At 57.8% G+C, this 12,338-nt stretch carries 7 protein-coding genes; 4 read left to right on the forward strand and 3 right to left on the reverse strand.

Annotated features, from left to right (window positions below):
• Positions 1-176 precede the first annotated feature (176 nt).
• The 4 genes from gmd (at position 177) to AC0L8G_RS04305 (ending at position 9,079) form a co-directional block, all read left to right on the forward strand.
• Entirely contained in the window at positions 177-1,208 is a 1,032-nt protein-coding gene (gene gmd, locus AC0L8G_RS04290) for a GDP-mannose 4,6-dehydratase (RefSeq protein ID WP_473387097.1), read from the forward strand.
• A 40-nt stretch (positions 1,209-1,248) separates the two neighbouring features.
• A complete protein-coding gene (locus AC0L8G_RS04295; RefSeq protein ID WP_473387099.1) occupies positions 1,249-2,385 on the forward strand; it encodes a glycosyltransferase in 1,137 nt (378 codons plus the stop codon).
• Positions 2,386-2,449: 64 nt separating this feature from the next.
• Positions 2,450-4,873, forward strand: coding sequence for a 6-hydroxymethylpterin diphosphokinase MptE-like protein (locus AC0L8G_RS04300; RefSeq protein WP_473387100.1), 2,424 nt, complete (start codon positions 2,450-2,452; stop codon positions 4,871-4,873).
• Between the two features lie 18 nt (positions 4,874-4,891).
• Positions 4,892-9,079 carry an FkbM family methyltransferase gene (locus AC0L8G_RS04305; RefSeq protein ID WP_473388796.1) on the forward strand — a complete coding sequence of 1,396 codons (4,188 nt, stop codon included), beginning with the start codon at positions 4,892-4,894 and terminating at the stop codon, positions 9,077-9,079.
• A 56-nt stretch (positions 9,080-9,135) separates the two neighbouring features.
• Here the strand turns inward: AC0L8G_RS04305 and AC0L8G_RS04310 are convergent, their stop codons facing one another.
• The 3 genes from AC0L8G_RS04310 to AC0L8G_RS04320 all read right to left on the reverse strand — a co-directional run bounded on the left by AC0L8G_RS04310 (position 9,136) and on the right by AC0L8G_RS04320 (position 12,244).
• Positions 9,136-9,696: a sulfotransferase family 2 domain-containing protein gene (locus tag AC0L8G_RS04310; protein WP_473387102.1), complete on the reverse strand. Its 561-nt coding sequence runs from the start codon at positions 9,694-9,696 to the stop codon at positions 9,136-9,138.
• 113 nt (positions 9,697-9,809) lie between these two features.
• On the reverse strand, positions 9,810-10,802 hold the full coding sequence (locus AC0L8G_RS04315) for a polysialyltransferase family glycosyltransferase (RefSeq protein WP_473387104.1): 993 nt from the start codon (positions 10,800-10,802) through the stop codon (positions 9,810-9,812).
• 122 nt (positions 10,803-10,924) lie between these two features.
• Positions 10,925-12,244, reverse strand: coding sequence for a glycosyltransferase family protein (locus AC0L8G_RS04320; RefSeq protein ID WP_473387107.1), 1,320 nt, complete (start codon positions 12,242-12,244; stop codon positions 10,925-10,927).
• Positions 12,245-12,338 lie beyond the last annotated feature (94 nt).

The raw sequence follows: 12,338 nt of genomic DNA on the forward strand, positions 1-12,338 counted from the left end.
TTGTGTCACTCCAAAATCGCGTGTTCTGCGCGGGCGCTGATTTTTGATCGGGTCAGTGATAAAGATCAATGGAATATAGGCCAAATGCCGGTTTGACAAGCTTGCGGCCCGCTCCTAGACCTCGGGTAAAGGGGCGCGTTGCGCAAAGTTAAACTGGCGTTTTGAGGGATTTCTAGATGGCGAAAAAAGCGCTCATTACCGGAGTGACAGGGCAGGATGGCGCCTATCTGGCGAAATCACTGCTGGAAAAGGGCTATGAGGTCTATGGCGCGGCGCGGCGCACATCGTCGTCCAATACCTGGCGCCTGGAAGAACTCGGCGTCGCTGACGACGTGCGGTTTGAGGATTTCGACCTGTTCGAGCAGGGAAACATCCTGCGCACCATAGACAAGGTCGCGCCGGACGAGGTCTACAATCTCGCTGCGCAGAGCTTTGTCGGGGTGTCGTTCGAACAGCCGCTTTACACCGGCGAGATTGACGCGCTCGGCGTCACGAGAATTCTCGAAGCGATTCGCCTGACCAATCCGGAAGCGCGTTTCTATCAGGCGTCGACCTCCGAAATGTTCGGGAAGGTGCAAGATGTTCCGCAATCTGAGAATACGCCTTTTTACCCGCGCTCTCCCTACGCCGTGGCCAAGCTGTACGCCCACTGGATTACGGTGAATTACCGTGAAAGCTATGGCATGCACGCAAGTTCGGGCATTCTGTTCAATCACGAAAGCCCGCTGCGCGGCGCTGAGTTCGTTACGCGCAAGATCACCTATCAGCTTTCTGAAGTGAAACATGGTCTGCGCGACCAGGTCCGGCTCGGCAATATCGACGCCAAGCGCGACTGGGGCTATGCGGCGGAATATGTCGAGGGCATGTACGCCATGCTCCAGCGCAATACAGGCGATGACTATGTTCTCGCCACAGGGCGCACCCATACGGTCCGTTCATTTGTCGAAGCGGCGGCGCAAGCGCTTGGCTTCGACCTTGAATGGCGCGGGGAAGATTTGACAACCGAAGGCGTCGATAAAAAGACCGGCCGCGTTATCGTCAGCATTGATCCGAAATTTTTCCGCCCCGCTGAAGTCGATCTGTTGATTGGCGATCCGGGCAAGGCCCGCAAGCATCTTGGATGGGAGGCGACCACCAGCCTGGAAGAGCTTGTCACGCTTATGGCTGAAGCGGATGAGCGCCGCGTCATGCAGCGCAAGGGAAACTGACGCGGACGCTGCGCCGGGTTTGTAATGACGGAAAGCGGGTATGCGGAAGCAAATCGTCGTCAACTGCGAAAAGCTTCCGTTTGAAAATACGCTGGGCGTTGCGGGTTTTTTGCTCCAACTATGCTCGGCGCTTTCAGACGACAATGACATCATTTTCGCAATGAAAGACATCGCGGCGCTTGAGACGGCGCCGACAAAGCCGCTGATCGAAGGCATGTGTTCCGACATTGTGTCGCTGGCGGAGGCTCGCGCGGGCGCGTTGAGCCGCGAGGCGATTGAGCTTGCGCCGCATCACTTTCAGTTGCCCAATATCTGCGACAGGTCGGTCTTGATCTGTCACGATCTTCATGTGTTCGACATTGGCTGGAAGTACAAGAATGTCGAAAGCGTGCGTGCAGGTTTCCGCAATAATTTGACCAGCGCGACCGTGGTGATGACCGAATTTCCGCGCACTTTCTACGATATAGAGCGGGTGGCGGGCATATCGCTGATGAATTTATACCTGACCGAATCGCCTTTGCTGCTCGATACGCAAGTTGTGATGGGCAAGGGGCGCGCGGCGGCAGAGCCGTTCCTTTTATATCCGGCGCAGTTGCAGGCGCATAAAAACCACGAAGCGCTGATCAAGGCCGCCAGCACGCTCAAACAGGAAGGCCAGCCGGTTCGGATTGTGTGTTCCGGATCGGATTTCTCGGCGGACATCACGGATAAATTGAAGCAGCTCGTTGCCGATCGCGGTCTTCAGGAGTCGATAATCTTCCCGGGCCGGATCAGTGATGAAGAGCTGACCGCGCTTTACCGCGATTGCGCCGGCGTCATCATTCCCAGCATGGCGGAAGGCGGCGCCTATGTGGCTTTCGAAGGCATCGCCGCAGGAAAGCCGGTCGCCGTCAATGACATCGCCTCGGCGCGGCAACATCTGAAAATGGTTCATGGCGAGGCGATCTGGTTTGACTCGGCAAGTGAGACGTCGACGCTGCAGGCGATCCGCGAAATTCTGGACGTTGCGGCGACGGACCTGCCGGCGCTCAATGAAACGGCCCGCCGGCGCATTGGCGAGATGAGCTGGGCGCGCGTCGCCGGGCAGTTTCAAACTGTGTTCGACTGGCTTGCCGGGGAGCGGGATCGCCCGACAATGTGCGTGGACGCCGATGGCTGGAACATTGACTACAAATAACGCAAAAAGCCTGACGGCGGGCGCGGCGCCGGGCGATGGCGAAGAGGGATAGGAGGCTCACGCAATGAGCGAACGAGATAAGGCTTCCGATTCTGCATTGCGCCGCGAATGGGCTGAGATTGAGAAGACAATTCAGGGCGCTAATGAGCGCGAGCGCAATCGTGAATGGGGGCGGCTGCGCGAAGAGTTCTTTAAAAACAATGGCGGCTATATGGACCCGCCAGAGGACGATGTCCGGCGGCTTGCAGGCCTGAAAGATAAATACAAAGGCAAGCGTATCTTCATAATCGGCAATGGTCCGAGCGTGAACAATACGCCGCTGCATCTTCTCAAGGACGAATACACATTCGGGGTGAACCGAATTTACCTCCTCTATGACCGCATCGACTGGCGGCCGACTTTTTATACGGCGGTCGATTGGCGCGTCGTTCCTGACATCGCCGATGAAATCAACACGCTCAAGGGTTCGACCTTCTTTTTCGAAGAGCGCTATCGCGGTCTTCTGCGCGAAGGCGAGGATGTGTTTTTTTACACCCATAAGGACGCGCCGCCGCATTTGCCGGACCAGCAGCGCTTCGCTTCTGATGCGTCGCTTGGTGTGCGCGGCGCCGGTTCCGTGGTTGGAACGGCGGTGCAGCTCGCGTTTCATATGGGTTTCGATCCTATCTATCTGATCGGCTGCGACCTTGGCTACAAGGTCGAAAAAACCGTCACGCAGGAAGGCGACGATGTGTTCGGAACGGGTGTGAAACTGCACCTCACCAGCACGCGCGATGACGATCCGAACCACTTCGATCCGAGCTATTTTGGCGCCGGCAGCCGCTGGCATGATCCAAATGTTGAGCGGATGATCCGCGGCCACCACCAATGTCGCTACGGCGTGCTGTCCAGGAACCGGCAAATCTACAATGCGACGGTCGGGGGCGAGCTCGAGGTTTATGAAAGGCGGGAGTTTTCGGAGCTGTTCGAGGAGAGCGCGCCCCGGCGGGACGGCGGCGCCCTGCATGCCGAAGCGCCTGAAGAAAAGGCGCAAACCGCATCCCGGCTTGTGGCGAAGGCGGAGGGGCTTGCTGCGAAGACGTCTTTCCTGCTGGGCGTCGCGAATGGCGGGCGCGCGCCATCGCCTGAAAAAACCGTGGCTTTGCTGCGCCTGCTTGACGATGCCGGGCAGATTCCTTCCGCTTTTAATCGCGGCGATGATGCGAAGTTGCGCGGGGCGCTTGATGACGCGCTGGCGTCGCGCGCGAAGAATGCGGATTGGTCGCTCACTTTACTTGTGGATGATTGCTCCGTTGATGCGGAAATTGTCGACGGTAAGTTCGTCAAGAGAATCGCCGCAGCGCCGACAACAGCCGGGCAGGCGCCTCTTGATATCGCGACGATCAGCCTGCCCGATAGCGGTCAGTTTTCAGCTTCGATCGAATATGACTTCGCCGGTGAAGCAGGCGCTGCATTCGAGCTTGTTGATGCGGCGTCAGGCAGCGTGCTCGCCTCGATTGGCGCCGCTAAAGGCAACAATAAAATCTCCTCTGCCGCCTTCCGGGCGCCAGACGGCGCCAGGAAAATCCTTCTGCGCGTCGCGAATGGGGCAACCGCTGAAACGGTCTATTTTTACAAAGCCGTGATCTGCGCGCTGAAGGATGCGCCGCCTGTTTCGGGGCGGCCCGCCAGCGCTATTTCACGGCCGGATAAAAACGAAGCGGCGTCGAAGGCGTTTCAGCCAGTGACGAGAGAGCCATTGTCGCTGCCCGATCTGGATAAATTTTACCGGCTGCAAAACAAATTCGCGGGGGAGCGTATTTTTATTATGGGCAACGGCCCCAGCCTGAACAAAACGCCGCTTGAGCTCTTGAAAAACGATTATGTTTTTGGATTGAACCGCATTTCGCTTCTGTTTGAGCGCGTGTCCTGGCGGCCGACTTTCTTCACCGCCTTCGATGTGCGGGTTGTGCCGGACAATGCGGAGGAATTCGCCGAACTCGACGTGCCGTACAAATTTTTCTCCGCCCGCTACAAGTCTCTGCTGGGCGATCACTCATCGCATTACTGGCACCATACAAAAGGTTTCTATGAGGGGTTTGAAGGCTGTTTCGAGCCCACGGCGCCGTTTTTCGGCTTTGGCGGCGGCGGCACTATTGCGGTCATCGCGACCGAGCTCGCTTTTTTCATGGGCTTCCGTGAGATCTATTTGATCGGCACAGACGTGTCATACTCGGTGCCGAAAACCGTAAAACAGTCGGGAGAAGACGTGTTTGGCGACGGGGTGAAGCTGCAGCTCGAAAGCACGAAAGATGACGACCACAACCATTTCGACCCGCGCTATTTTGGTCGGGGCAAGAAATGGCACAGCCCGAATGTAAGAGACATGAAAATCGGCTTTTCCCGCGCGGCGTCCTATATGGCGCAACGAGGCGGCAGGCTGATGAACGCGACAGTCGGTGGTGAGCTTGATGAGATCGAGCGGGTCGAGTTTGAATCGCTTTTTTAAAGGATGTCTGCCTTGAAAGTGCTTTACGACATTACGACGCTGGGGAAGATACACACGTCGACCGGCGCGAACCCTGCAGGAATCTACCGGGCCACGGAATCTCTCGGCGCGGCGCTGAGCGCTGTTGATGGGGTTGATTTATATTTGTGCTCGGCGCGCTTGGAGCGCGAAAACGCCGTACGCTATGTGCGCGAAACCGGCGTGTTCGCGCCGGAGCAATTTCTGCTGCCGTCCTTCGCCGAAGGCGGGGCGTCCCGTAGCGCGCTTTCGGCATTGAACAAGCCGGGCTTGCTCTCGAATGACATGCAGTCTTTGCTCGATGCGTATCATGCTGAAAACTACAAGCCGGACCTCATTTATAATCCGGGAAAATTCGACATATATCATTTCAACTGGCGCGCCGGTCCGACCGTGCCGGCTGAGGCGTTTCCAGCCATTGTCGTGAATGTCTTTGACGTGATCGCGTTGAAGCACCCCGAATGGTTCGTGAAAGCCGGCGAGCGAAATACGATCGGCGACTATCTTACGGGACTTCTCAGATCGGTGCGCCCGCAGCACACGATCATCGTCAATACGGATCATGTGAAATCCAATTTGATCGATCTCTTCCCGCATCTGTCGCCGGAACAGATCGAAGTTGTCCCGCTCGGCGTGTCGCCGCGCTTCCGTGTTGAGAATGATCAATCACGGGTCGAGGCGGTTCGCGCGAAATATGGCGTCCCCAAGGGGCGGCGCTATGTTCTGTGCGTGAATACGCTGGAGCCGCGAAAGAACATGCGCGCGGCGATTGAAGCCTTTGTGCATCTCATGCAGGAAAACCCGATTGACGACCTTTGCCTGGTGCTGGCGGGTTCCAAGGGGTGGCTCGACGAAGAGCTTCATGCGCTGGTCGGCACGCTCGACAAGAAAAAAGCGCCGGTGATCGTGACGGGGTTTGTCGATGATGACGATCTGCCGGTGTTGTATTCCGGCGCGTCGGCGTTCTGTTATCCATCGCTTGATGAAGGTTTCGGTTTGCCGATCCTGGAAGCAATGAAATGCGGCGCGCCTGTGGTGTCCTCGAACCGCCCTCCTTTGGTGGAGGTTGCGGGCGAGCACGCCATGTTCGCCGATCCCAACGATCCGCCCGCCATCGCCGAAGCGCTGCACGCCGTGTTGACGGATGAAAAGCTCGCCGCATCGCTCCGGGAGCGGGGCGTCAACCGCGCAAGCACCTACACCTGGGTGCGCAGCGCCAATGTCGCGAAAAGCGCCTATGAGCGTGCGATCCAGCGCCGCCGCACGACAACGCGCGCGGCCAAGCCTCAATCGGCGGCCTTGTCCGTTTCGCAGGATGTCGATCTCGCCTCTGTGAAAAACAAATTCGCGGGCCGCCGTCTTTTCATCATGGGTGATGGAGATCATTTGGCCGATGCGCCGATAAATCTTCTCAAAGGGGAATGCACCTTCGGCGTCGGTGATTTTTACCGTTTCTATGACCGGCTGGACTGGAAGCCGACCTTTTATGTGGCCGGCGACGGCGAGCTGGACGATGAAAAGGCGCGTGAACTGAACGGGCTGGCGGGCTCGGTGTTTTTCTTTGATGAAAAAAACAAAGACCGGCTGCGTGAAGGGGGCGGGTCTTGTTTTTACAAACGCCTGCCCGGCTCGCAAGGCGAAGCGCTTCCGCGCGATGCGGCGGAGGGTCTGTGCGGGCCGGCGTCCCCGCTTGTCGCGGCGATCCAGATCGCCCGGCATATGGGCTTCGATCCGGTCTATCTTGTGAATTGCGATGAAGTTTCAGGGGCGCAAACCGGTCCCGGCGATGACTGGCATAGCCAAGTCAAGACGATCCTTGAAAACGAAGGGCGAAGAATCTTCGATATGTCTGAAAACAATGCCGGGCCTTCGGCCTATGATCGCCGCACCTATAATGCGATTTTTGCACGGGAAATAAAACCTGACCTGCCGCGCTCAAAGCACGCGACGCTTGATGAGACAGAGGTTATTTCCTCGCTCTACGGGGCGGCTGGAAACCGGATGCGCACGATGATCGACGTTGGCGCGCATAGGGGGCACAGCGCCAAGCATTTTGTCGACAAAGGTTGGCAGATTCACTGTTTCGAGCCCGACGCATCGAATCGCGAGCATCTGATGAAACGGTTTAGGGATGCGCGCAATGTCACGATCGACACGCGCGCAGTCAGCGACAAGCCAGCGAAGGGCGTTTCCTTTTTTGCCTCTGAAGAAAGCACAGGCATAAGCGCGCTTCATGCTTTCCGCGAGACGCATGAAGAAAGCGCGCGCGTTGATGTGACGACGGTCGCGGACATTATCAAGGAACACGATCTCAGCCATATCGATTTTCTCAAGATCGATGTTGAGGGCTATGATTTTTCCGTGCTGAAGGGCGTGCCCTGGGATCGCCTCAAGCCCGATGTCATCGAGTGCGAATATGAAGACGCCAAAACCGTGCGCCTCGGCCATAAATGGCAGGATATCGGCGACTATCTGCGCGAAAGGGGGTACACGGTCTATATCAGCGAGTGGCACCCGATCGTGCGATATGGCATCCCGCATGACTGGCGCCGGGTGGTCCCCTATCCCGGCATTGAAGTGCCCGCGAATTCCTGGGGGAATATTTTAGCCTTCCAGAAAGACCCCGGTTTCGAGGCTGTAACAAAGGCATTTGAAGCTCATGTCACGTCTCATAAGGCGCGCAAGAAAGCGCAAGCCGCCGCGGCGGCAAAGCCCGGCATTGCTGTGACGGCGGCCAGTCAGCCGGTCGAGCAGCCTTTCTATGCGGCCTTCGGGGAATGGGTGCGGGTGCGTTCGCCGCGGCTGTTCGCCGGCTTGCGTCTGGGGCGGCTTGGTCTGGCGGGTTTGTGGCGCCGACGTCGGTGGACAGTTCCGGCGCTTGCCGCGCTTTCTCTGGTCATGTTGGTCGGATTGCTGCCGGTTGGTGCGGAATTGCGCATATTGCTGTGGGGCGGCGGCGCTTTCGCCATCGCCATGTTCGTCAGTTTCTATCTGGCGCTGCGCATTTATCAGCACGCCGCGCGCCTGTCCGGGGAGACGGTGGCGCTGCGCGCCAGCCTTGCAAAGCAGAACGCCGAAATTGCCGTCTCCAAACGGCATGCGGTCAATCTGTCGGAGCGGCTGAAGCTGCAACAGCAGAAAATCAGCGAGACGGCGGCTGTCGTTGAAAAAAATGCAGCGCAACACGCAGAGACGCAAAAAGCGCTGGAGCAGGCCCGCGCCGAAGTTGCAACGGTGAAAGAAGATTTGGACCAGCTTGAACAGAAGCTGACGGCCGATATCCAGTCGGCGGTCGCGCAAAGCACGAAGAGCTTGAACACAAATATCGTCAACACGACGAAAGCGAGCGAAGAAAAGCTACAGACCCAGTTGAGACGCCGGCTTTCCGAAGTGGGCAGCCTCCGCGAGCGCATTGGGTCCAGCGAAAGGCAGATCGGCGATCTGCGCTATCCCGATGCGCCGGGCACGCTCGTCTTTTTCGGGCATCACAAATGCGCTTCGCGGTTTTTCCGCAATGAAGTTTTCGCCATCGCCGCCGAGGCGACCGGTGGCCGCATTCGTCGCTATGAAGTCAAACACCCTCCCTTCCATTATTCGATGAGCGACGATCTCGATTTGAGTAATATGGACTTCGACAATCTGGGTGAGGATGCCCGCGATCTTGTGCTTTTTTCAAACGCCACGGACCGTTCGCTGTCGCGAATCAAGGACGCGACGGATGACTGGCGAGGCCTTCGCATTTTGCGCGACCCCCGGCAGGTGCTGATCTCCGACTATTTCCACCATAAGGGCGAGCACGATACGAATACCAATGGATGGGTCTGGGACCTGTTGGTGAAAGACCAGCCTATCTTGCGTGAATTGCCGACGGAAGAAGGCATCCTCCATGAGCTTGGCAGCATCACCAAGCAGATCATCGAAACCCAAATGCTAGCGCCCTTTGATGACGAGCGAATCATGACCATCAAAATCGAGGAATTTTCAAAAGACCCGCAGGCTTATATGCGGAAAATTTCGGAGTTCTTCGGCGTCGTCGATATCGCTGGCGTCAATTACAAACGAACCGGCGCCAATCCCGATAGCGGTCCCTGGAAAGAGCACTTCACGCCGCGCATAACCGAGGCTTTCAAAGAGCGTTACGGCCAGGCGTTGATCGATATGGGGTATGAAGACGATATGGATTGGTGATGCCGGAGCTGGCGGGGCGGGCGTTGTCCCGCTTCAGTTAAGCCCGGCATTCGCCATCACGGCTTTTCATAGCCCAGTGCGGCAAAGTCATCGTCGTAAAATTCAACGGCGCGGGCGAGCGTTGCGCCTTTGAGATAAGCGGTCCATGGCTGGCGGTCGGTTTTGCGTATGGCCGGGATGACATCCGCCGTCTTGCCGACACGCGCCAGCACCTGGTTCAGATCCGCCAGATAGGTTTCATATCGCCCGACAAAATCCGCCGCCGAAAGGCAATTGAAGGGATGTGTCTGGGGGATCGTGTGATGGCGAAGGCTTTCTTCCATCGTCTTGCGGCGCTCATCATATATGATGCTTTCATCCTCAACGATATCGAGGAATTTTTCGATGCCGCCTTCGAATTTCCGATACTGGCTGAAGTCGCGCCATGCGGAAATCAGACGGTCCAGCGGGTGCCGCACGAATGCGAATTTGAAATAGCCCGCCCAGTCATCGGGGATGGCGCCGAATTCGGGGCCCACATAATTCGCCTTCCATAGGCCGCGCCGGATCGTTGATCCGCCATTTTTGGGAATATGAATCAGCACGCAATCGGGGTCTTGAAGAAGGAAATTTGACACGGCCCGCACGCTTTCTGGTTTGGAAATTTCTCAGCATTTAAAGGCTAGGCGCATTCGCCAGCGATGTTGAGTGTTTTAAGCCGCAGGCCGGATAAAGCCGGCGCGCGAATGGCTTAGACCGCAAGCGTTTCGACCATATTGATCATGCCCAGATGCGGGCTTTGTTTGATGACAATGCGTGCGGCCGGAGAATCGAGGCGAAGTGCGGTCCAGCCAAAATAATGCTGCATCGTGAACAGGGATGTCGAAGAAATGCTGTAGGCGCGGCCTGTTGCGCCCGGTTTGATGAATGCTTCGACGGGGACGCCGGTTTCCAGCACGTCAACGCCGTCCGCCTCCGTCAGCAAGGGACGATCAGATGCGCGCGGATGCGCCTTGAAGGTGACGGCGGCATCCTTTTCGCGCCTTATGGCGTCTATGAGGCGCCGGTAAATGTCGCGCTCTTCTTCCCAGCTTATCCGTTTGATGCGGAACAGGCTTGTCCCCAACACGACATGATGCGCCAGCCAACCGCCTGGGGGTTTGATGCGCGCCGCCATCGCGATGCGCGCGTAAATCTCCGCATAGTCGGCATAGGCCAGCGGGGTCTGGGGAATGGCTGAAAGATAAGGCGGCGTCGGCAGACCCGGCGACAGCGACAGAAACGCCTCAGATGGAAAGACGACGCCGTAGCGTGCGAACTCGCGCTTGATGTCCGCCTCGTGGCGCCAATAGCTCGAAAGCCCGTTGTCAAAAAATACAAACTCATCGGGAGCGAGGAAGGCGTAGAAGGATTGGTGTAACGGCTTGTGGATGGCGTTGCCGTACACGATGCGCCGTGATGCGCGTTCACTCAGTTGCGGTTCGGCATATCCGTCTGAATCAAAGTCGCTCGCCGATACGCGCTCGAGCGGCGCCATGAGAATCCGGGCCTCCGGGAACGCGTCGGCGGCGACTTGCATGAACTCTTTCATCAAGCCCGCCGGCAGTGATCCAAAGCCGCCGAAAAGCACGATTTTCACAATGTCGCCGGCGGGGGCGATGGCGCCGGTGCGTCGCCGCAAGGCGGCGAGAAAATTCGCCAGATCGGAAAGTCCGGTCACTACGCCGATATGTTCAGTCGTCATCGTTCTATCCGCTTGTCAGCTGGCATATGCGGAACGTAATTCTCACGTTGCGGCCAATTCATCAACGCAATGACGGCGAGAAAGTGCAGGGCGTGATGGCGGCGGAATTTTTCGGGTGCCCCTTATTTGCCCTTTGCGCTGCGGGCGATTTTGAGGAGGCGTTGTGCAAATGGCTGGATGAGTTTTGCAACGCCTGGCGCCCGGTCATGCAATGCATCGGCGAATTTTCTATAGGCGGATCGTGGTTGCGGCGGGCCGGCGGTTTCGTAAATCGCGGCGCGGGCGCCAAGTCCAGCGAGTTCGCCGGGAGGCGAACCGGCGTCGGCCAGCATTTTCCGGAAAGCGGTTTTCATTGTCTTGAGGTCAAAATGGACGAAGGCGTAGTCGCGCGCGGCGGCGCCCAGGGCGCGGCGTTTGTCTTTGTCTGCGGCAAGCGATGCAAGGGCGTCTTCAAGCGCCGCCGCATCGGGGCGCGTCACCATCAGCGCGGCGCCGGATTGTTGAAGAAAGCCCAGCGTTTCAATATCTCCCGGCCCATAGGCCAAAATCGCCGCGCCGGCGGCCATGGTTTCAGGAACCTTGTTGGCGAAAGAATATTTCAGATAGGTTCGCGTCGCCTCGTCGAAATTATAGGCGATGAGAAGAATATCCGCTTCCGACAACCAGCGCCGATAGGCGGTCTCGTCGAAATTCGATCGCGCGAAGGCGACGCCTTTCAGCGCGTTTAGCGGCTTGCCATACGCCGCCATCCAGCTTTTATGCGTGCGGCCTTCAAGGCGAATGGGTGCGCCACGCTGCGCGAGATTGGAGACGGCTTTTGCAACGGCGGCGACACTATCTTTGGTTGTGTCGGGCGCGAGCGATCCGGCATAGCGGACCACAACATTGTCTTTTCCCGCGCGGTCGACCGCAGGCCAGTCTGCTGGGTCGACTCCATTATGAGCGACCGCAAAGGGAACGCCATAGCGGTCGCCGAAAATCCGGGCCATGCCTTCGGAGATGGCGAAATTGACCGCTGATTTTGCAAATAGCGCGCGCAGATCGCGGTCCATTTCTGCATACAGGGCGGGGTCTGATGTTTTCAGGCGCTCCGGCCAGTCATCCATCATCCACAGCGCGAGACCGGCGCCCTGGGCCAGTCCCGCTTCGATGGCTTCCATGGAAAAGCGGTGAAACATGAGGGAATCGGCTACTGGCCGATATAAAATGATTTGCGGCCTGAACGCTTCCGTCAGCTTGTGCGCCGGCAATGCGTCGCGTGGAACCGCGCGCGGCGCGTAATCGGGACTGGCCGCGAGTCCGAGATGGTCAGCGCCGAGATCCATAATATGTAAAAGCGCGTCATCGCGCCAATCATCGAAATAGGCGGCTTTGAGCGTGCTGGTGGCGGCAGGCCCCGGAATGGCGGTGAAGTCGAGCAGGAGTAAGCGGGGATCGGTCAAGATAGCGATTCTTTCTGGGCGTAAGCCGGCAGCCTTACCCGATTGGGCGGGGGCGTCCAGTCGAAGCTGCAACCGAGCAGATCTGTCGTTTCGA

It is taken from the genome of Hyphococcus sp. D3-15, assembly GCF_055809375.1.

Bases quoted from the DNA above. Each gene is read 5' to 3' on its own strand.
- AC0L8G_RS04300 (WP_473387100.1), top strand. From the start codon at position 2,450: ATGAGCGAACGAGATAAGGCTTCCGATTCTGCATTGCGCCGCGAATGG.
- AC0L8G_RS04295 (WP_473387099.1), top strand. From the start codon at position 1,249: ATGCGGAAGCAAATCGTCGTCAACTGCGAAAAGCTTCCGTTTGAAAAT.
- AC0L8G_RS04315 (WP_473387104.1), bottom strand. From the start codon at position 10,802: ATGACGACTGAACATATCGGCGTAGTGACCGGACTTTCCGATCTGGCG.
- gmd (WP_473387097.1), top strand. From the start codon at position 177: ATGGCGAAAAAAGCGCTCATTACCGGAGTGACAGGGCAGGATGGCGCC.